The sequence below is a fragment of the Sediminibacterium sp. genome (assembly GCF_051860225.1).
Lineage (GTDB): Bacteria > Bacteroidota > Bacteroidia > Chitinophagales > Chitinophagaceae > Sediminibacterium.
Genome location: NZ_JBHYEI010000002.1, coordinates 1 through 19969, shown reverse-complemented (window position 1 = coordinate 19969; position 19969 = coordinate 1). Strand labels below are relative to the sequence as shown.

General features: G+C 34.9%; 22 protein-coding genes. 9 read left to right on the top strand and 13 right to left on the bottom strand.

Annotated elements, in window-relative coordinates; all coding sequences use genetic code 11:
* The first annotated feature begins 3 nt into the window (after positions 1 to 3).
* The gene (locus ACTIEI_RS06890; RefSeq protein ID WP_439505557.1) at positions 4 to 840 is read left to right on the top strand and encodes a DUF6671 family protein; all 837 of its coding nucleotides are present in this window, start codon (positions 4 to 6) and stop codon (positions 838 to 840) included.
* On the opposite strand, the gene ACTIEI_RS06885 is transcribed toward ACTIEI_RS06890, so the two are convergent.
* The 3 genes from ACTIEI_RS06885 to ACTIEI_RS06875 form a co-directional block, all read right to left on the bottom strand.
* Entirely contained in the window at positions 841 to 1752 is a 912-nt protein-coding gene (locus ACTIEI_RS06885; protein ID WP_439505556.1) for an SPFH domain-containing protein, read from the bottom strand.
* A 109-nt stretch (positions 1753 to 1861) separates the two neighbouring features.
* Positions 1862 to 3355, bottom strand: coding sequence for a PH domain-containing protein (locus ACTIEI_RS06880; protein ID WP_439505555.1), 1494 nt, complete (start codon positions 3353 to 3355; stop codon positions 1862 to 1864).
* Positions 3336 to 4250, bottom strand: coding sequence for a PH domain-containing protein (locus ACTIEI_RS06875; protein WP_439505554.1), 915 nt, complete (start codon positions 4248 to 4250; stop codon positions 3336 to 3338). Before ACTIEI_RS06875 ends, ACTIEI_RS06880 begins: the two co-directional genes overlap by 20 nt.
* Positions 4251 to 4361: 111 nt before the next feature.
* Between ACTIEI_RS06875 and fucP the strand changes: the two genes are divergently transcribed.
* From fucP to ACTIEI_RS06835, 8 genes are read left to right on the top strand one after another with little or no spacing between them, the layout of a single operon-like run.
* Positions 4362 to 5636, top strand: coding sequence for an L-fucose:H+ symporter permease (gene fucP / locus ACTIEI_RS06870; protein WP_439505553.1), 1275 nt, complete (start codon positions 4362 to 4364; stop codon positions 5634 to 5636).
* Between the two features lie 2 nt (positions 5637 to 5638).
* Entirely contained in the window at positions 5639 to 7294 is a 1656-nt protein-coding gene (locus ACTIEI_RS06865; protein WP_439505552.1) for a UxaA family hydrolase, read from the top strand.
* A gap of 15 nt (positions 7295 to 7309) precedes the next feature.
* Positions 7310 to 8074: an SDR family NAD(P)-dependent oxidoreductase gene (locus ACTIEI_RS06860; protein WP_439505551.1), complete on the top strand. Its 765-nt coding sequence runs from the start codon at positions 7310 to 7312 to the stop codon at positions 8072 to 8074.
* A 5-nt stretch (positions 8075 to 8079) separates the two neighbouring features.
* Positions 8080 to 9426 carry an alpha-L-fucosidase gene (locus ACTIEI_RS06855; RefSeq protein ID WP_439505550.1) on the top strand — a complete coding sequence of 449 codons (1347 nt, stop codon included), beginning with the start codon at positions 8080 to 8082 and terminating at the stop codon, positions 9424 to 9426.
* Positions 9427 to 9444: 18 nt separating this feature from the next.
* Complete coding sequence (locus tag ACTIEI_RS06850; protein ID WP_439505549.1) at positions 9445 to 10296, top strand: fumarylacetoacetate hydrolase family protein; 852 nt, start codon at positions 9445 to 9447, stop codon at positions 10294 to 10296.
* Between the two features lie 6 nt (positions 10297 to 10302).
* Positions 10303 to 10641, top strand: a complete 339-nt coding sequence (locus ACTIEI_RS06845) for an L-rhamnose mutarotase (RefSeq protein ID WP_439505548.1) — start codon at positions 10303 to 10305, stop codon at positions 10639 to 10641.
* Positions 10638 to 11465, top strand: coding sequence for an amidohydrolase family protein (locus ACTIEI_RS06840; RefSeq protein WP_439505547.1), 828 nt, complete (start codon positions 10638 to 10640; stop codon positions 11463 to 11465). The genes ACTIEI_RS06845 and ACTIEI_RS06840 overlap by 4 nt, the downstream gene beginning before the upstream one ends.
* An 8-nt stretch (positions 11466 to 11473) precedes the next feature.
* Positions 11474 to 12253 carry an SDR family oxidoreductase gene (locus ACTIEI_RS06835; RefSeq protein WP_439505546.1) on the top strand — a complete coding sequence of 260 codons (780 nt, stop codon included), beginning with the start codon at positions 11474 to 11476 and terminating at the stop codon, positions 12251 to 12253.
* A gap of 31 nt (positions 12254 to 12284) precedes the next feature.
* Here the strand turns inward: ACTIEI_RS06835 and ACTIEI_RS06830 are convergent, their stop codons facing one another.
* From ACTIEI_RS06830 to ACTIEI_RS06785, 10 genes are all read right to left on the bottom strand, one after another.
* A complete protein-coding gene (locus ACTIEI_RS06830) occupies positions 12285 to 13151 on the bottom strand; it encodes a DUF808 family protein (protein WP_439505545.1) in 867 nt (288 codons plus the stop codon).
* Positions 13152 to 13203: 52 nt separating this feature from the next.
* Positions 13204 to 13710 (bottom strand): VOC family protein, encoded by a 507-nt coding sequence (locus ACTIEI_RS06825; protein ID WP_439505544.1) that lies wholly within the window; start codon positions 13708 to 13710, stop codon positions 13204 to 13206.
* Between the two features lie 262 nt (positions 13711 to 13972).
* On the bottom strand, positions 13973 to 14395 hold the full coding sequence (locus ACTIEI_RS06820) for a hypothetical protein (RefSeq protein ID WP_439505543.1): 423 nt from the start codon (positions 14393 to 14395) through the stop codon (positions 13973 to 13975).
* 450 nt (positions 14396 to 14845) lie between these two features.
* Positions 14846 to 15331, bottom strand: a complete 486-nt coding sequence (locus ACTIEI_RS06815; protein WP_439505542.1) for a GNAT family N-acetyltransferase — start codon at positions 15329 to 15331, stop codon at positions 14846 to 14848.
* A gap of 265 nt (positions 15332 to 15596) precedes the next feature.
* Positions 15597 to 16592, bottom strand: coding sequence for a hypothetical protein (locus ACTIEI_RS06810; RefSeq protein WP_439505541.1), 996 nt, complete (start codon positions 16590 to 16592; stop codon positions 15597 to 15599).
* Between the two features lie 219 nt (positions 16593 to 16811).
* Positions 16812 to 17636 carry an SDR family oxidoreductase gene (locus ACTIEI_RS06805; RefSeq protein ID WP_439505540.1) on the bottom strand — a complete coding sequence of 275 codons (825 nt, stop codon included), beginning with the start codon at positions 17634 to 17636 and terminating at the stop codon, positions 16812 to 16814.
* 211 nt (positions 17637 to 17847) lie between these two features.
* A complete protein-coding gene (locus ACTIEI_RS06800) occupies positions 17848 to 18183 on the bottom strand; it encodes a HepT-like ribonuclease domain-containing protein (RefSeq protein ID WP_439505539.1) in 336 nt (111 codons plus the stop codon).
* A complete protein-coding gene (locus tag ACTIEI_RS06795; RefSeq protein WP_264901089.1) occupies positions 18176 to 18469 on the bottom strand; it encodes a nucleotidyltransferase family protein in 294 nt (97 codons plus the stop codon). The genes ACTIEI_RS06800 and ACTIEI_RS06795 overlap by 8 nt, the downstream gene beginning before the upstream one ends.
* Before the next feature lie 192 nt (positions 18470 to 18661).
* Positions 18662 to 19333, bottom strand: coding sequence for a DUF6904 family protein (locus ACTIEI_RS06790; RefSeq protein ID WP_439505538.1), 672 nt, complete (start codon positions 19331 to 19333; stop codon positions 18662 to 18664).
* A 204-nt stretch (positions 19334 to 19537) separates the two neighbouring features.
* The coding region (locus ACTIEI_RS06785) for a DUF2268 domain-containing putative Zn-dependent protease (protein ID WP_439505537.1) at positions 19538 to 19969 on the bottom strand (432 nt) is incomplete at its 5' end.

Sequence of the window (19969 nt, the reverse complement as noted above, 5' to 3'; positions counted from 1 at the left end):
AATATGTTTAAAGACAGAAGGCTTGTGATTGCAACCATGCACAGAAAAGAGCAAGTGCTTGCCCCCATTTTAGAATCTGGGCTAGGAGTCAAATCTATACTGCCAGATCATTTTAATACAGATCAATGGGGTACTTTTTCTGGTGAAATTGAACGTGAACTTGATCCTATAGAAACTGCTAGACGAAAATGCTTAAAAGCAATGGAGTTGACTGGTTGCGATTTAGGAATTGCTAGTGAGGGATCTTTTGGACCACATCCCAGTTTGTTTTTTATTCAGGCTGATGATGAATTTCTTTTATTGATAGATTCAAAAAATAATATCGAAATAGTTTGTCGAGAATTAAGTACCAACACTAATTTTAATTCAAAAACGATTCATACCGAAACAGAATTATTAGATTTTGCTGAGATGGTTAATTTCCCTACACATGGACTAATACTAAAAGGATCAAATGAATCTAATAATTGTATCCATAAAGGCATTATAAATCAAGATGAATTAGTAAAAATATTTAATGATTTAAAGCATCGTAATTTCTTAGTACAAGTAGAAACAGATATGCGGGCAATGTACAATCCTACAAGAATGTCTGTCATTGAAGTACTTGCCCGAAAGCTTGTCACAAAAGTTCAATCAACTTGTCCTCAATGTGAGATGCCTGGATTCGATATAACAGACCGGAGAGCTGGATTGAGTTGCAGTTTATGTGGTATGCCCACGAAATCTACTGTTGCCCACATATCCGTTTGTAGTCACTGTGGTTTTACAAAAGAGGACTTATATCCTAAAGGTAAAACCACAGAAGACCCAATGTATTGCGACCGTTGTAATCCTTAATTAAAACTTTTCAGGTAAACTTAAGAATGGAGTTTTACCATCGGTTATAATCAATTTACTATTGTTACTATTTGACAAAAATTTAAATGCTTCTATTTGTCTCAGTTTTAATATAGTAGGTGTTAGTGTTTTGTTGATGGTATCATTTGCTCTTTTCACTGCTAATGCTTCAATGGTCATTGCATTTGCTTTACCTTCAGCTTCAATTTCAAACATCCGTTTTCTTGCTTCAGCTTGGATGATTGCTGCATTTTTTTCTCCCTCAGCTTGAATGCGCGCTATTTCTTTTTTACCTTCTGCTTCTATTATTCTTCTTTCAGCGTCGCGTTTTTCTCTTTCTTTAACAAACTCCATTCTTTGAGCATCTTGTTCCGCTTGCAATTTTTCTTCAATGGTTCTTGCTAATCCTTCAGGTAAACGAATGCTTTTCATCAATACATTGTCTATCACAAATCCTCTTGGCTCAAGAATATCCGTCATCTGTTTACGAATCGCACTCTCAATTTGAGCTCTTTCGCCACTATGCATATCTTTCGCTAAGAATTTTGAAGTAATATCTGCAGATGCAGATCTAAATACAGGAAGAATTACTTCGCTTTCATAATTAAGGCCAATATTTTGAACAATTTTTGGAGCAGCCTCTGGCTTAATTCGATATAAAATAGAGATTTCAGATCGAATGGTTAAACCTTCTTTAGAGGGGAGATCAGGCTTAACTTCGATATTCATTGAACGAGTAGGCACTTTTAAGATTGTTGTCGTAAAAAGATTATATCCTTTAGGACCCTGTTCCACAAATACTGGATCAATTTTTCCTAATCGTCTTTTTACACCCACTTCGCCTTGTCGTATTACTGTACAAGAGCTAATAAGGATAACTAAAAGGGTTAAAAATGTAAAATTGCGTTTCATAAAAATAGGTTTGGTGAAGAAAAAATATTCTTAATTCTAAAACCAATTTTTATGCCACTAAAAAGAAAACTTTTGCTTTATTCTTATTACGTATAAAAATACTTTTCCTTTAACGGAATCTTCCCAATTGCTGCCCATTAAATTCTATGCAAAGCAAAGTCCAATCTGCAATATATTGAGCTTGAGCTTGAGGTATAAATGGGATTGTGATAGTTTCACCGGCTGTATATAACTCAATGCTAGCAAGGTTTTTCCTTCTTTGAAAAGGACTTGTTTTGATAGATACTTGTTGTATTTTATTAAAGTTTAGCAAGATGTTTTCTTCTCCCCAAATACCTTTTTGTATTTGGATAGTAGTCTTATTCATCCAAAACCGAAATTTTTTATATTTTACCCAATTTGAAATTGTTGAATAAATAAAAATTAGTAAGGGGATAATTATGTACACAGGATTCCAAAAATAGATTGCTATAGCACCTATTAATGTTATCGGTAGTACAAATAAAACAGTTTCTCTCCAGCCATAAGTTTTGTCTACACTGTTAGGCTTTTCATCTTGCGAAGGCCATATTGCTTGATAAGGTGAAATCAATTGATACAATAAAGCTGATTGCATTATAGGTAGCTGAATATGTTGTTTTGGTTTAAGTATGTCTTCTCCTGTCATAAAAAACCGAACGATTTTAATTCCTAGCGCTTTTCGAATAAAATTATTGTCCCAACTAATTAACTGAACCTTATTTTGAATGAGCATTTTTTGTTGGGTTTGTAAAAATCCCCATTCCATTTGAAACCCTTTTTTGTTAGAAAATATGGTCATTTCATTATATCGAAGCAATACTCGAATAAATGAGACAATTAATGTGACTAATAAGCCAAAAGTTAATAAAGTCAAAATACCCAAAGTAGAAAAATCGGCTTGTTCAACTTGCTCATCAATAATATTGGATGCATCATAGCCAAATAATTGTTTTAAATCTTCAATTCTTGAATAGGCAAATCCAAGTATAATTAAGAATGTTCTGATATGATTTTCAGAAATGGCTAATTTTATTACGTCTGCAAATCTTATTCCCATAATCTGCACCTGTTCAATATTTTTTTGCTGTATCGTTTCAATTGCGGCATTTTGTAACAATGCTTGAAGTGATATCGCTCGCTCTTTGCTAATTGCTTCAATTTCTATTTCGGTTGCTTCGGATCCTGCCGTTTCAATCTTAAGTTTACAGGTATTGGTTAATTTATGCAAGTAATTTTCTATTAAGTGAACAGATTGTACTCTATTGATAGGCACAATGGTAATAGATTTCGATAGTAACCCACTTTTAACCATTAATTCAGTTCCTTGTATGTAAATACGAAATTTGAAAAAATTAATTAATTGTTTAAGATGTATTAATAATATCAAAAAAGTTATTCCTAAAACAAAATACACACCAAAGCTGGTATTTCTTTTTGTTTCATTTTGTTCATTGATGATTATTCTACCTAGTGCAATTAAAACAAGGGGCCAGCTATCTTTGATTATTTTGACTAAAATAAACACCAATGCAACAGGGGAGAGCTTTTGCGGCTCAGACCAATCAAATTTGTTGGTGCTCATCAGTTTCAATTTTATTAATTATAAAAGCCTTCAACTGTTCAGCAGTATCCTGCTTTAAGCCATTAATGCTAATATCAATATCATTACTTGCAGCTGTATTGAGTTTTATGGAAGCTAAACCAAATTTTCTCCCAATAGGCCCACTAAGTAATTCACAATGCTGCACTTTAACAAATGGAATGATATAGGTTGATTGAAAAAGCCATCCTTTTTTAAAAATTATATCCTTATCCCTTAATGCCCATGCCAAATTTTTAAATCCAATTTCAATAAATGCTATTAAAACAACTATGCATAGTAGAATAGTTCCAATAACCGACAAAACAATCCATGATTTCTGTAATGACTCAATCCAATAAAATATTGGTAAAAGAATACTAATAACTAAACCAAAAAAGAAACTCCAGCTAATGTAGAGCACTTTTTTGTAACTAGTTTCAACAGGCGCTAAATCTACTTCGCTATATTTTGGAATTTGAGCTGATGAGATTGCTTGATTTATTTGACTCACTGGCTCAATTAAATCCCATAAATTACCGTACAAATCTTTAAATACTGCTACAGTTCCATATATTTCCCTACTAGGTTCTCTTATGATGGTAATTTGATGATTTAGTAAATTTTGATAATCGCGTTTAAAATCATCGGTGTGTAAGAATAAAAAGACACGACCACCGGTTTGATTACCAATTCTTGATTGCTGTTCATCAGTAGCAGCTTTAGCTAACAACAAACTACATGTTCCCAACCCTTTTGGCTTTACTTTTACCCATCTTTTGCTTTCACTGAGTTTAGTATCTTCAATTAAATCAAAATGTAATTGTTTAGTGTAATATTCGATCGCTCTATCATAATCATCTACTACGATTGATATTTGTGCTAAAAATTGGTTCATTATTACTGCTTATAAATTAACTAAAATGCGGTCTAATATAACTTGATTGATTGTGTATTTGAATATATAAATATATGCCTTATATTTATTCCTATGGGACTACAAACAAGTATGCGGAACAAAAATATAGATGACCTAAGTGCCCGAAAAGGTTGGCTATTTCCATTTATTTTAATTACCAGCTTATTTTTCTTTTGGGGCTTCGTACATAATATTGATCCAATATTAATCGCCCATTTAAGAAAAACATTTCAGCTAACTATTCTGCAGTCCTCATTGGTGGATTCTGCCGTTTTTATCGCCTATTTTTTAATGGCTATACCAGCTGGAATAATTATGAAAAAATATGGATATCGTTCAGGAATCATTATTGGATTATTATTTTTTGCATGCGGTGCCTTTTTGTTTGTGCCAGCAGCCAATACCCATACGTATGGATTCTTTTTAGGTGCATTGTTCATTATAGCATGTGGATTGGCTATTTTAGAAACAGCTGCCAATCCTTATGCTATTGTATTAGGACCTGCAGAAACCGCAGCTTTCCGTTTAAATTTGGCACAGTCTTTCAATGGATTGGCTGCATTCATTGCACCCTTGGTAGGAAGGTGGTTAATTTTAACTGATACAGATAAAACAGATGCAGCAATCAGTGCGTTATCGGGAGATGCTTTAGCAGTATTTATTCAAACAGAAACCAACAGCGTAAAATTGCCATTTGTAGTACTTGGGATAATAATATTAATTATGGCAATCATTTTTTATTATACCCCTTTACCAGATATAAAAGAAGAGTCTACTACAGAAAATAGCAGCTTCTTATACGCACTACAACATCCACAATTGGCCTGGGCCGTTTTTGCACAGTTTTTTTATGTAGGTGCTCAAGTATGTGTGGGGAGCTTTTTCCTAGTTTTTGCAGCAACTTCGGCTGGCTTAACAGATAAAGAAGCGGCAACCTATACTGCATTCTATGGTGCTGCATTTATGATAGGACGTTTTGCAGGTACTTTTTTTATGAAGTATATAGAACCGGTAAAGCTATTAGCCATTTATGCAATAATTAATATTTTACTTTCTTTAGTCGCTATTTATGGTAAAGGAATGATTACTATCTATTCGCTAATCGGCATTGCTTTTTTTATGTCGATTATGTTCCCAACCATTTTTGCTTTAGGAATAAAAGGATTGGGCAATGCAACCAAACCAGCTTCTAGTTTAATCATTATGTCTATTGTAGGGGGAGCGTTGCTGCCGCCAATCTTGGGAATAATCTCTGATAAGACAGGCAGTATACAAAATGGGTATTTTATTCCCTTCATTTGTTTTATTGTTGTCTTATTATTTGCGTTAAAAATGAGGACAATCAAAAAAGAAGTATTGCAATAAAAATGAACGAGAATATTATTAACCGTCAAGTCATCCGCATGCATCCAACCGACAATGTATTAGTTGCATTGACTGATTTGGAAAAAGATACAGCAGTTGAATTTGAAAATCAGGTATATACATTACAGGATAAAATAAAAGCCAAGCACAAATTTTATACGAGTGATTTAGATGCGGGAGCTGAAATAATCATGTATGGAGTATTAATTGGTAAAGTGCAAGCTAGCGTAAAAAAAGGCTGTTTAATGACAACAGAAAATTTAAAACACGCTGCTGAACCTTATGGTTACAGGGGAGTGTCTTATCATTGGCAGGCACCTGATGTATCAAAATATTCACACACCACATTTAATGGATATTATCAAAACGATGGCCAAGTAGGAACAGCAAATTATTGGTTATTTATACCAACTGTTTTTTGCGAGAACAGAAACTTAGATGTTATTAAAGAGGCTTTACATAATCAATTAGGATATGCTGTATCAGATAAATATTTACGCTATACACAAGATTTATTAACTGCTTTTCAAAATGGCCAAAGCCTTGACTCAGTCAATATTAGTTTAACACCATCTGCCAATATCAACCGAGTATTTAAAAATGTAGATGGCATAAAATTCTTAAACCACCAAGGAGGATGTGGAGGGACCAGGCAAGATGCTGCTACATTGAGTGCTTTGTTGGCATCTTATGCCAATCATCCCAATGTTGGGGGCATTACGGTATTAAGTTTAGGTTGTCAGCATTTGCAAGTGCAGCAATTAATAAATGATATTAAGGATCAAAATCCACAATTTGATAAACCATTATATATTTTTGAACAACAAGAATCTGAAAGCGAAGAACAATTAATTGCACATTCGATTAAACAAACTTTTGAAGGGCTGATTCAAATTAATCAAAAGCAAAGAAAACCTGCTCCTTTAAGTAAATTAACCATTGGTGTAAAATGTGGCGGAAGTGACGGATTTAGCGGTGTTTCGGCTAATCCTGCTGTGGGTTATGTAGCAGATTTATTGGTTGCCTTAGGTGGAAAAGTTTTACTAGCAGAGTTTCCTGAATTATGTGGAGTAGAGCAAAACCTAATTGATCGATGTGTGAATGAGGCAATCGCTCAAAAGTTTATTAATCTAATGCAATCCTATGATGAATTGGCACATAAAGTAGGTTCAGGGTTTTACATGAATCCTTCACCAGGTAATATCAAAGATGGATTGATAACCGATGCAATGAAAAGTGCAGGAGCTGCAAAAAAAGGAGGTACTGCACCAGTGGTTGATGTGTTGGATTATACTGAATCTGCTACAAAACCAGGATTAAGTTTAGTATGTACACCCGGCAATGATGTAGAAGCGACCACTGGAAAAGCAGCAGCAGGAGCTACGCTAATATTGTTCACTACAGGGTTAGGCACCCCAACTGGAAATCCAGTATGTCCTGTTATAAAAGTGGCTACTAACGCTATATTAGCCAAAAAGATGAGCGATATTATTGATATAGATTGTGGGCCTGTAATCAGTGGTGAAAAAACTATTGAAGAAATGGGGGAAGCCATTTTTGAATATTGTATCAATGCAGCAAGTGGCATCATCATTCCCAAAGCGGTGCAATTAAATCAAGATGATTTTATTCCTTGGAAAAGAGGAGTAAGTTTATAAAATTAATTTAGACAAATGTTTAGACTAGATCATAAAATAGCCGTGATAACAGGAGGGGGTAGTGGTATCGGAAAAGCCATTGCCCAATTATATGCAAAACAGGGTGCCGTAATTCATATCATCGAACTCACAATGGAGCAGGCTAACGCAACAGTAGACGAGATCGTTAAAGAGGGAGGACTTGCCTATGCTCATGCCTGTGATGTATCTATTAACGCATCTGTAAAGAATACCTTTAATCAAATTGGTGCGATTGATATTTTGGTAAATAATGCAGGAATTGCACATATTGGTAAAGCCGACACCACATCTGAAGCAGATTTCGATAAAATCATGCAAGTAAATGTAAAGGGGGTTTATAATTGTATCAGTGCTGCTATACCGCAATTGAGAAAGCAAAATGGTGGTTCTATTATCAATATGGCATCTATAGCAGCTTGGGTTGGTATCGCAGATCGTTTTGCTTATTCCACTGCTAAAGGCGCCGTAATGGCAATGACATTGTCCGTAGCAAAAGATTATTTAAAAGAAAATATTCGCTGCAATTCTATTTCACCTGCCAGGGTACATACGCCCTTTGTAGACGGCTTTATCGAAAAAAACTATCCTGATCAACAAGCGCAAATATTTGAAAAGCTATCACAATCTCAACCAATTGGCAGAATGGGTAAACCCGAAGAAATAGCTGCATTGGCCTTATTTTTAGCTAGCGAAGAAGCTGCATTTATAACAGGCAGTGATTATCCTATTGATGGTGGTTTTATTAAATTGAATAATTAAGTAGCATGAATCATATCAACCGATTATTAATTAGTAAGCTGGGTACAATGTCAATCTTATTGATTAATTGTATTTGCATGAATGCACAGCAAAAAATAAATCCCGCTTCAATCAAGGACAAAATGCAATGGTTTGCAGACGCCAAGTTGGGTATATTTATACATGCAGGAATTTATGCGGTAGATGGAATTGATGAATCATGGAGTTTTCATAACAAAAAAATTAGTTATGCCAATTACATGAAACAATTGAATGGGTTTACTTTAAAAAAATATAATCCTTCAGCTTGGGCTGAACTAATTCACGAAAGTGGAGCAAAATATGCTGTGATTACCACCAAGCATCATGATGGGGTTGCCATGTATGATACCAAAATGAATGAGCTGAGTAGCGTAAAAGCAACACCTGCCAAAAAAGATATGATTCAACCCTTCTTTGAAGAATTACGTAAGCGAAATATTAAAACGGGTGCTTATTATTCTTTAATTGATTGGTCACACCAAGATTATCCGGGCTTTATCAAAGATAGTACTAGGTATCAGGTTAAAAACGACTACGAGCGTTGGAACAGATTCAGGAATTTTTTTCAAGGGCAAATCAAAGAAATAGCCAATCAGTTTAATCCAGATTTGTGGTGGTTTGATGGAGACTGGGAACATAGTGCAGAAGAATGGGAATCAGAAAAAGTGCGAAGCATGATTCTGACTAAAAACCCCAAGGCAATCATCAATGGTCGTTTACAAGGTTATGGCGATTATGCCACCCCCGAACAAAATTTTCCAGTATCAAGACCAAAGGATAATTGGTGGGAACTCTGCATGACTACGAATGATAATTGGGGTTTTCATCACGATAATAATTGGAAAACACCTTATGAAGTAATTACCATTTTTGTAGATGCAGTTGCCAATGGAGGTAATTTGCTATTAGACATGGGGCCAATGGAAGATGGCACAATTCCTGCAGAACAAATTAATGTATTAAAAGAATTGGGTGCGTGGAATAAAAAAAATGGAGAAGCCATTTTCAATACCATTGGAGGTATCCCTCAAGGTCATTATTATGGACCTTCTACATTGTCAAAAGATTCAACCAGTTTATATCTTTTTGTAAATGGTAAAAACAGTTGCCAACTCATGTTAAAGGGATTAGAGAATCAAATAAAAGACATTACAGTTATAGGTTCTAGCATTAAACCAACACATAAAATAGTAGGAAAGATCAGTTGGAGTCATGTGCCAGGGTTGGTTTATATCAACCTTCCAGAAGCTGCATTAGACAAATATGTAACCGTCATTAAATTAACTTTAGATAAACCGATTAAATTATATAGAGGGCAGGGGGGATTATAACAATTTAAATTATAGCATATGAAATTGATACGATTTGGTGAATTAGGAAAAGAAAAGCCAGGCATTATAATGAATAACAAATGGTATGATTTGTCTGCATTTTTTACCGATTTTAATGAAGCTTTTTTTGAACAGGATGGTTTAAATCAACTCCAATCCTTTATTGCAAAAAATCCAACTTTACCAGAAGTAGATCAAAGCATTCGACTTGGTTCGCCTATAGCAAGACCTTCTAAAATCATCTGTATTGGTTTAAATTATATAGATCATTGTAAAGAAACCAATGCGCCCATTCCGGAAGAACCAATTATTTTTTTTAAATCTACCACTGCATTATGTGGCCCCAACGATCAATTGATTATCCCACGCAACAGTGAAAAGACCGATTGGGAGGTAGAACTTGCATTCGTGATGAGTAAGAAAGCAAGTTATGTAGAAGAAGCAAATGCTATGAATTATGTGGCAGGATATTGTTTACATAATGATTATAGTGAAAGAGCTTTTCAGTTAGAGCGTGGTGGACAATGGGCAAAGGGTAAAGGATGCGACAGTTTTGCTCCCCTTGGGCCCTGGTTAGCTACCAGGGATGAAATAGCTGATGTAAATAATTTAAACATGTGGTTGACCGTAAATGGTAAAACCTTTCAAAACAGTAATACCTCCAACTTGGTTTTTAAAATTCCCTTTTTAGTACATTATATCAGTCAGTTCATGACTTTACTGCCAGGTGATATCATTAGCACGGGCACGCCACCAGGAGTGGGTTTAGGCATAAAACCTGAACCAATATATATTAAGGCAGGGGATGATATTGAATTAGGAATTGAAGGGTTAGGCACTAGTAAACAAATAGCAGTTGCATATAAATAATGAATCATGGCTATACAGCAATTTTGTTTGGCATTAGATTTAATTGAAGACGAAGCTTTGATAGCTGATTATAAAGCCCATCATCAAGCTGTTTGGCCTGAAGTGATTCAAAGTATAAAAGATGCTGGGATTCATTTGTTGAATATTTATTGTGTGGGCAATCGTTTGTTCATGATTATTGAAGCAGATGAAACATTTTCGTTTGAGAAAAAAGCAAAGTTGGATGCTAGTAATGAAAAAGTGCAAGAATGGGAGCAGTTGATGTGGAAGTTTCAGCAGGCATTACCATGGGCAAAGCAAGGGGAGAAATGGATGTTGATGGAAAAAATATTTGAACTGCCATGAGAATAGATAGCCATCAACATTTTTGGAAGTACCATCCAATTAAAGATGCTTGGATTACCAATGAGATGCAGAAAATTCAGCGAGATTTTATGCCTCATGATTTATATGCATTATGTCAAGAAAATAATATTGATGGAGTTGTTGCAGTACAAGCTGATCAAAGTGAAACAGAAACTAATTTTCTTTTGCAATTGGCTGCGGATAATGATTTTATTAAAGGCGTCGTAGGTTGGATTGATTTGTGTGCTGAAAATATTTCAGATAGATTATTACATTATGCTGCGTGTAAAAAGCTAAAAGGATTTCGCCATATAGTTCAGGCTGAACCAGCGGATGATTTTTTACTCCGCCCCGATTTTTGTAGGGGCATTTCACATTTGGCTAATTATCCTTTCACTTATGACCTATTGATTTTCCCCAAACATTTACCTTTTGCAAAAACTGTAGTTGAAAAATTTCCTTCACAACCATTTGTAATTGATCATCTAGCCAAACCTGATTTTAAAAAAGCTAATTTTCTAGAATGGGAAAAAGGAATAAGGGCAATTGCGAATCATCAAAATGTTTATTGCAAAGTTTCTGGTTTAGTAACCGAAGCTGACTGGGAAAATTGGCATATACAAGATTTTACGTATTGCTTGGATGTGGTAACCGCATCATTTGGGGTAGATCGGTTGATGTTTGGAAGTGATTGGCCCGTTTGCTTACTAGGAGGTTCTTACACTGAAGTGATTAGTATAGTGGAACAATATTTTGCGAAACATTCAATGGAAGATCAAGAGAAAATATTTGGGTTGAACGCAATTCAATTTTATAATCTATAATTTACCATATGGATTTACAGCTAAAAGGGAAATCAATTATTGTTACAGGCGGTGCAAAAGGCATTGGCTTGGGGATTGCTAAAGTATTGGCAGCTGAAGGAGCAATCCCTTTTATTATAGGTAGGAGTGAAGCAGATAATAAAGCAGCCGTTGCAGCAATACAATCAGCTAATGGGCGAGCTCATTTTATAACTGCAGAGCTAACCAATCCTGTCGATTGCGAGAGAGCTGTAAATGAAGTACTGGCTATTGCTGGTAGAATTGACAGGTTAGTAAATAATGCAGGGGTGAATGACGGAGTGGGATTAGAGAATGGGAGCTATGAATCATTTATAGCATCCTTGCATAAAAACTTAGTACATTATTATTTGATGGCACAGTATGCATTGCCCGCATTGAAAAAATCAGCAGGGGCTATTGTAAATATTGGCTCTAAAACGGCAGAGACTGGTCAAGGAAATACATCTGCTTACGCAGCAGCAAATGGGGGAAGGAATGCGCTAACAAGAGAGTGGGCAGTAGAATTACTACAATATGGAATCAGGGTGAACGCAGTCATTGTTGCAGAATGTTTTACCCCACTGTATGAATCTTGGATTCAAACATTTGATCATCCAGAAGAGCAATTAAAAATGATTACCAATAAAATCCCCCTCGGCAAACGCATGACAACTGCAGAGGAAATTGCCAATATGGTTGCTTTTCTTTTATCTGAAAAATCTTCACATACTACTGGTCAGTTGATTCATGTAGATGGTGGGTACACCCATTTAGATAGGGCGATATAGCACACATTTTGAATTAACTGATTTTCAACAATTATTTCTTGAAATAGGTAAGCACTTTTTTGACTAATACGATTAGAACTAAAGCGAATATTCCACCTAAAATACCTAAAATAAATTCTTTTAAAATACTGGGCCACTGGGAAAGGATGTGGTGAAAATATTCAATGTTATGCGAAAAGATTCCGCCCGCTACAAGCAATAATGCAATGGTTCCAATCACAGAAAAAGCTTTGATAAACATAGGAAGCGCTTTCACTAATAACAAGCCAATTGTATTCAAAAATCCTTTTTTATTCGATTTTTCAATGAGCTGAAATCCCAAATCATCCATTCGAACAACCAACGCTACAATTCCATAAACACCTATGGTAGCTATTATAGAAACAACAGTTAGTGTTAAAATTTGTAAACTTAAAGTTTTGTCTAAGACCGTGCTTAAAGCAATAATTACTATTTCAATAGATAAAATAAAATCAGTAGTTATAGCAGATTTTATTTTTGCTTTTTCCAGTTCAGCTTCTTGTTTGATTACACCAGTTACCTCTTGCTTATTAGGTTCATTTTTATGAAAGAAATATTCTGCAATTTTTTCTACACCCTCATAAGCAAGGTAAAATCCTCCAATTATCAGAATTACTATAATAGCTTTTGGTAGAAATAAGTTTAGCAATAAAATTATGGGTACAATAATCAATTTATTAATGAATGAACCTTTTGTTATAGCCCACAAAACAGGGATTTCTCTTGATGATACAAATCCTGTTGATTTTTCCGCATTAACGGCTAAATCATCACCAAGAATTCCAGCTGTTTTTTTTGTTGCAAGCTTGGCGGTTATTGCAACGTCATCCATTAAAGCGGCTATATCATCTAAAATTGCAAAAAAACCTGAAGCCATAATTGTATTAAATTTGATTTAATTGCAAAGAAAACCTATTTATTCAATATAGTTAGCGATTCCTGCTATTGTTTGCAGGCATTGCTTCAATAACATGTATTTCGTTTCCATCAGGGTCTTTAATCTCGATAGTTTTTGCACCGTAGGGCATTCTTTCAATAATCGGGTGCTTGTATTTGCCTGATTTGTAATCGCTGCTCAATTCCATAAGCCTCTTCAGAAAAGCATCCATAGAATTTACCATAAAACCTAAGTGTACAAAACCTATATGTCCTGGTACGGAGGGTATTTCACTGATAACTTTAGTGGTGTCGTTAAGCCACTGTGATAAATGCAGTTCAATTCCTTCTCCAACTCTCAACCATTTTACAATATATTGGGGGCTGGGAGGAAATGGATACGGTATAGTGTCTAACTGAAAGACTTTTGTGTAAAATGTTACACTCTTTTCTAAATTCTTTACATCCAATAATGTATGGTTATACCATGCAGTCCTTTTTTGGGCAATTAAAAAGGATGCATTAAACAATAGAATTAGAAGAAGGAAAAACTTTATCATTGATTTTGTTTTTTCTTGTAAATTGAAGATGAAGCATGATTCCTAACTGTTCGTCGTTAGCGATGGCAATATCAAACCGGTATTCTTTTTTGTCTTCTTCCTAATAATAGAGTACCCTAAAATAATTGACTCTTTGTTTTCGTCATATTGTCCATGTGATTGCGTATTAACTGGTATAAAAGCAAAAATTACACTTTTTATACTATCCCATTCCTTGGCCTCTATTACAGAATGAGCTAGTTCTTCAACCTTGAATACTAACTTACGGTTTAAGTAATTCAACAGAAACGTCAGCACCTGCCGCATGTGATCGAGTTTGCATTAAACCAGCTGTGTCAGTCTTAACAAATATAATATAGTACGAATTATAACTAGTTTTGTCTAAAAGTGAATTTCGAATATCAGAAGCAATGCTTTTAAATTCTTTTGACGCAATAGCTGGATCTTTGGAAGGCAATTTTTTACTGTTAACGATACAGACTGTTAGAGTAGAATCTGTAACATCGTCTGCTTCCCAATTTTCAAATTCAATAACTTGAGCTTGGTATGCATTTTTAATACTGTCGATTACTTTTTCCTTATCAGAAAACTTTGGTTTGATTGAAGGTTGTTCTTTTCCTGAACACCCATAAAGTCCAATAAACAAAAGAATGATGAGGGTAGTAAATGATAATTTTGATTTCATAGAATATAGATTTTATTAATTGCACATAACGGCCGTGGCTTTACGTTGGTTGGATAATCTGTGTTGCTACTGCTGGCTTGGCCACTATAGATTCGATTAGCTAAAGCCAAATTACTGTATTTGGTTTGAAACTCCAAAGCTGATGGGCCATTGCTGAAAGCCAAACTTGCGTAAAGCCTTCTGTTGAATGCCGTTCAATCATTTTTCATGTTTGATTGGAATATCATAAATCATATCATAGTTATCTCCGTTATAAGTAAATTGTCCTAATGTTTTAAAACCATTTTTTTATAATAGTTCACAGCTATTTCATTGTCCATTTGTACACCACCCCACAAAATAATTCTTTTCATTTCCAGAGTCGTTAAGTCTGATAGAATAAAACGAAAAAGGTTATTACTAATTCCACATCTTTGCCATAAGTCCGCAACAGAAGGTGCAAAAGTGCAGTTAGCGGTTCGTGCTTTGTTTTCGTTGTTTGTTTTCTGTTGTTTCAAGTTTCATTCTCAACAAGGGATATTCCTTTCCTTGGTCATCTTTTTCTGTTCGTTCGTATGTTTTGAAGCCTAGTTTTTTGTAAAACTTAACCGCATTTGTGTTTTGTTCATTTACATCAACTTTTTCGGCGTTTAATTCTGAAAAAGCAAAGTCAGTCAGCTTTCTTCCAAGACCTTTTCCAATATATTCAGGCGAAAAGAAAAGCATTTCTATTTTTCGTTCAGCGAGACCAATAAATCCTGCTATTTCGTCATCTTGTTTTAGACAATAAACTTCAAATTCATTAAAATTGAAGGTCTGTACGAGTTGTTTGATTTCTTTAAAGTCACTCGGTTTTAAAAAGTTGTGTGTTGCCAATACAGATTTCTCCCAAACGTCAAGAACTTGATTTCGATATTTATCTGAATATTTTTCAATTATGAACTTCTCAAAAGACATAACATTATTTTAAATTAATTTTTATATTCTTAGTTTATAGAGGTTTCGTTTTAGCTTGACCGCTAACGTCCGTGTTTTTGCGAAGGCAGGGAATTCATTGATTGTCTAGCGCGGTACAAATACCCATTTGAAAATATGTTGTTGAAGTTAAGAACTAAAGCTGAACATTGAACGTCGAGCCCGAACCGCTGCTGATGCTTGCACATAGCTGATGTTAGAATGTCCAGCCCTGCTTTTGCAAATACTTTTGTTAGCGGCAGATGCATTACTCAGGTCTTCTATCCAGAGAAGTTTTTATTAACTCTCCATTCTCATTATATAATTTGAATTCACCTGTTGCTTTGTTTTGAATAAATTTTCCTTCTTGTTTTAATTGTCCATTTGAATGATAAAACCTTTCATATCCGTTTAATTTTCCTTCTTTATAATTTTGTTCATAATTAATAATCCCATTATCGAAGTAATAGATTGATTTTCCTTCTAATTCTCCATTTTTGTAGTTCGTAATTCTTTTGGGCTTGTCTATTGAATGATAAGCATATTGAATAAATTCACCTTCTCTAATTCCGTCTTTGAAGTTTTGAATTTCCCAAACCTTATTTTTAAGTAAGTGCAAATCTTGTGTAGAGTCTTCAGGAATTTTTTTGTCATATCGAAGTCGAGTTACTATACCTTCTGGGTCTAGATATTTAATCCATTTGCCGTCATAAATTCCATTTTTATATGAACCCTCTGATTCTAAGTATCCGTTATTATAGAAATATTTCCAATGTCCAACTGGTGTATTGTTTTCTAATTTGCCAACAGCGATTAAAACACCTGAATCATTTTTCCATTCAGAAGTAGAGGGATTTGATTTAAAATATTGCAGTGATTTATAATCGAACTCTGATACATACTTTTTTTGACGGCTTCTCGTACACAAATTTGTTGAAATTGCATTGTTCTGCAAATAAGCCCATATTAACCATTCTTCATTTTCTTTAACAAATAAACCACATGTAGCGTCACTTAATGCTGTATATATAGTCACTGTCTTTAAACCTATTTTTCCTTTAAATACTTCGTCAATTTGAAATTCAATTTGTCTTTGTCTGTATACAGTTTCTTTTGTATTTATTATTACCTTAGCCACTTTGCCTGAAATAATAAATTCACTGTTGTTGTAATCTTTTATAGTTACAGGGCCCCAAAAGTTTCCACAAGAACAAGCAATAAGATTAATAGGCAATGCTAATATAAAAATCAGAATTCGAATCATTTTATGAGTTTTAGGATGTGTCAAGCATTTGCCGCTAACGTTCCCACGCTTGGCGCAGGTTGGGAATAGTTGTTCCTACTGCTGGCTTGGCCACTACTGACGTGATTAGTTAAAGCCAAATTACTGAAGTTGATTTGAAACTCCAAAGCTGATGGACCATTGCTGAAAGCCCAACTTGCGTAAAGCCTTATGTTAGCAGTAGCCTTGTTAATTCTAAAATCAAGTAATGTCGCCGTACCAATATGCAGCTGTTACACCACCGTCCATAAGAAAATCACTCCCTGTTATAAATGCTCCATCTTGTCCCATTAATAAATTTGCAACATTTCCAACTTCGTCTGGTGTGCCTGCTCTACCTACTGCACAAGAGTTTATCATTTTTCTATACCCGTCTCCTCTTGGTCTATTTAGCTTTTCTTTTGCTAGAGGTGTAATAATAATGCCTAGACTAATTGTGTTTATTCTCGCACCTCGTTTTCCCCAGCGAACTGCTTCTGCCATTACTCGTAAAGAGTTTCCTCTTTTTGAAAGTTGATACGCGTGAAGTGAATCTTTTATATTGTCAAGTTGGAGAAATGGTAATGCAAGCAATTCTTCGGTTGGTATTGTAGCAAGTGCTTTGTTTTGTTCAATTGATAAAGGCTCTAATCTGTGTCCAGATTGTGAAGCAATTACAACACCTGAACCACCTTGTGAAATTACTTTTCCAAATTCTTCAAGCACAATTGCTGTTCCATATAAATCAACTTTTATAATAGTTTCAGGTGAAGCTTGCGAAGGTGAAACTCCAGCGGTATGAATTAATCCTACAATGTCACCAAATTCTAAAGCAACTTTAATCATAGAAATTATCGATTGCCTTGAAGTAACATCAACTGTTGTAGTACTTACTTGAAAACCTGCTTCGCTTAAAACCTCATCTGCCTTATTCGCATTTGCTTCGTTTATGTCTGCAAGTAAAATATGTTTATCTGCTCCAATTCTCCGCACAATAGCCTGTCCAATTGAGCCAGCTCCAACTACAACAATTATTTTTTTATTCATTCATTTACATCTTTACTGAGTATAAGTAAGGTTACTGCTAACGGCCGAGGCTTTACGCAGGGTGGGGAAGGATTGTTCCCGCTGCTGGCTTGGCCACTATAGACTCGATTAGCTAAAGCCAAATTACTGAAGCACATTTGAAATACCTAAGCTGATGGGCCATTGCTGAATCTCCAACTAGCGTAAAGCCTTCTGTTATGGGCTGTGTAAGTTAGCCTTTAAGTTTAATTAACTGTTCGAGCATTTTAGGAAGAAATGTCTCTTTTATTACCCAAACAATAGAATAATCTATTCCAAAATAGTCGTGAACAATTCTGTTTCTGAAGCCACGTATTTTATGCCAGTCAATTTCTGAATGCATCTCCTTAAAATCTTCGGGTAATCTGTTAGCCGCTTCTCCTATGATTTCGAAATTTCTGATTACAGCATCTACTGTTTTTGAGTCAGCTGAAAATTGCTCCAGAGTCAAGCCATAAGTATAATCAAGGATTTTATGTCCACTATCAAGGATATCGCCAATTAGTAGGTCTGTAGATCTTTTAGACATAAATGATATCAGATTCTATGGCTTGAAAATACTTCTGCTTGATTCCGTTTCTCGATACAAGATCTATTTTTCTTTTAATCTTCTGTTCGAGGTAATCGGCCAAATCAATGAATTCAATTCCGATAGGCTTAGAAAAATCTACAATGATATCGATATCGCTTGTTGTTGGTGAAAAATCATTGCGCACCACTGATCCAAAAAGGCCAATAGAGCTGATAGAATACTTTTCCATTAGCTCTGGTTTGAGTCTAAGCAGCAAATCTTTTATGGATTCCAACTGTGTCATACTTCAAAGATACGAAACCTGATAATAAATAGCCCATAACGTCCGTGGCTTTACGCTGGTTGGATAATCTGTGTTAATACAGCTGGCTTGGCCACTAAAGACTCAATTAGTTTAAGCCAAATTACTGAAGCCGATTTGAAAAACCAAAGGTGATGGGCCATTGCTGAAAGCCTTTTGTTAGGCACAGATTTTCTACCATACAATTTCAGGGAATTCGGAAAATCCCAAATCCGTTACTTCACAATTCTGTTGTTTTGCAGATATTCGAAAAGAAGCAATTATATTTTTGTATTCTTCTTTCCAACTTGAAAAATGTCCATCCAGAAGATGTGGGATTTTACGAAACCTTGTCTTACCACTTTTCATTGTCACATACTTTATGTGCAAAGCTTGGTAAATGATAAATGCAAATTCATCTGTAATATTAATACCATGTCCAATATAATTTTTGATGTGATTTGCCCCTTCAGAGTCATAGTCAAATAGGGATGCTTCAACTGTGTATTCGAGATTATAAAGGATTGCTTGTTGAAGTTTATCGCTTTGAATAAAGCCTGCATTAAATCGTAAAACATTAATAAAAATTAAAACATCTGTCCAAACAAGTTGAAAGCCGTATAAAGTATGTTCAGTATTGTCGCCTGAATAGGTAAACTTTTCTGTCAAGCGGTTTCCGTAAGATGCTTTACGAACTTCATAAGCAAAATTCATTAAAAGATTGCTTTGAGCTTTTTGTATATTGTTTTTAGTTTCGTCTAAGGTTTCAGCAAAATGGTGAATAGTGTCATACAGAAAATTCAATTCCGCAAAGTTCCCAAAAATTGAAATCCCTGTCCCATTTTTAGTTGGATATGATTGAAGCATAGTCTTTTGAGTTGTTTATCTAAAATTGTGCCTAACGGCCGAGGCTTTACGCAGGGTGGGGAAGGATTGTTCCCTCTGCTGGCTTGGCCACTACTGACGTGATTAGCTAAAGCCAAATTACTGAAGTTGATTTGAAACTCCAAAGCTGATGGGCCATTGCTGAAAGCCCAACTTGCGTAAAGCCTTTTGTTGGCAGCAGTTTTATTACTGTCCGCCACCAAGGTATTTAGATTTTTTTAGAAACTTCACAACACTTTTCTTACTAAAATCTAATTCAATTATCTGTTTCAAGGCTTTTGTTTTATCACTTGTATTTTCGTAATAAGACTTACAAATTACATAACCAATATAATACCCTAAGTCTGCTTTCCCTATTGGAGCTTGCCCACCATTGTAAAGCCATTCTTTAGTTTCTTGTCCGTACATATCTTGTTTAAATAATTCCCATAGCATTTTTTCATTTGCTTTACCATAGGTCATATATGGTGATTGTATTGGTTTGTCAAGTAGCAATTCTGCTATGAAATCACAAGCACCTTCTTTTATGCAATTACCTAATAAGTTTGTGTTATTCCCATTTTGTTGAGTGTGTCCTAATTCGTGAGCAACCATTGAAAGAACACTTGTATTAAGTTT

Coding starts and splice junctions, on each gene's coding strand:
- ACTIEI_RS06890 (WP_439505557.1), top strand. CDS start 4: ATGTTTAAAGACAGAAGGCTTGTGATTGCAACCATGCACAGAAAAGAG.
- ACTIEI_RS06885 (WP_439505556.1), bottom strand. CDS start 1,752: ATGAAACGCAATTTTACATTTTTAACCCTTTTAGTTATCCTTATTAGC.
- ACTIEI_RS06880 (WP_439505555.1), bottom strand. CDS start 3,355: ATGAGCACCAACAAATTTGATTGGTCTGAGCCGCAAAAGCTCTCCCCT.
- ACTIEI_RS06875 (WP_439505554.1), bottom strand. CDS start 4,250: ATGAACCAATTTTTAGCACAAATATCAATCGTAGTAGATGATTATGAT.
- fucP (WP_439505553.1), top strand. CDS start 4,362: ATGCGGAACAAAAATATAGATGACCTAAGTGCCCGAAAAGGTTGGCTA.
- ACTIEI_RS06865 (WP_439505552.1), top strand. CDS start 5,639: ATGAACGAGAATATTATTAACCGTCAAGTCATCCGCATGCATCCAACC.
- ACTIEI_RS06860 (WP_439505551.1), top strand. CDS start 7,310: ATGTTTAGACTAGATCATAAAATAGCCGTGATAACAGGAGGGGGTAGT.
- ACTIEI_RS06855 (WP_439505550.1), top strand. CDS start 8,080: ATGAATCATATCAACCGATTATTAATTAGTAAGCTGGGTACAATGTCA.
- ACTIEI_RS06850 (WP_439505549.1), top strand. CDS start 9,445: ATGAAATTGATACGATTTGGTGAATTAGGAAAAGAAAAGCCAGGCATT.
- ACTIEI_RS06845 (WP_439505548.1), top strand. CDS start 10,303: ATGGCTATACAGCAATTTTGTTTGGCATTAGATTTAATTGAAGACGAA.
- ACTIEI_RS06840 (WP_439505547.1), top strand. CDS start 10,638: ATGAGAATAGATAGCCATCAACATTTTTGGAAGTACCATCCAATTAAA.
- ACTIEI_RS06835 (WP_439505546.1), top strand. CDS start 11,474: ATGGATTTACAGCTAAAAGGGAAATCAATTATTGTTACAGGCGGTGCA.
- ACTIEI_RS06830 (WP_439505545.1), bottom strand. CDS start 13,151: ATGGCTTCAGGTTTTTTTGCAATTTTAGATGATATAGCCGCTTTAATG.
- ACTIEI_RS06825 (WP_439505544.1), bottom strand. CDS start 13,710: ATGATAAAGTTTTTCCTTCTTCTAATTCTATTGTTTAATGCATCCTTT.
- ACTIEI_RS06820 (WP_439505543.1), bottom strand. CDS start 14,395: ATGAAATCAAAATTATCATTTACTACCCTCATCATTCTTTTGTTTATT.
- ACTIEI_RS06815 (WP_439505542.1), bottom strand. CDS start 15,331: ATGTCTTTTGAGAAGTTCATAATTGAAAAATATTCAGATAAATATCGA.
- ACTIEI_RS06810 (WP_439505541.1), bottom strand. CDS start 16,592: ATGATTCGAATTCTGATTTTTATATTAGCATTGCCTATTAATCTTATT.
- ACTIEI_RS06805 (WP_439505540.1), bottom strand. CDS start 17,636: ATGAATAAAAAAATAATTGTTGTAGTTGGAGCTGGCTCAATTGGACAG.
- ACTIEI_RS06800 (WP_439505539.1), bottom strand. CDS start 18,183: ATGTCTAAAAGATCTACAGACCTACTAATTGGCGATATCCTTGATAGT.
- ACTIEI_RS06795 (WP_264901089.1), bottom strand. CDS start 18,469: ATGACACAGTTGGAATCCATAAAAGATTTGCTGCTTAGACTCAAACCA.
- ACTIEI_RS06790 (WP_439505538.1), bottom strand. CDS start 19,333: ATGCTTCAATCATATCCAACTAAAAATGGGACAGGGATTTCAATTTTT.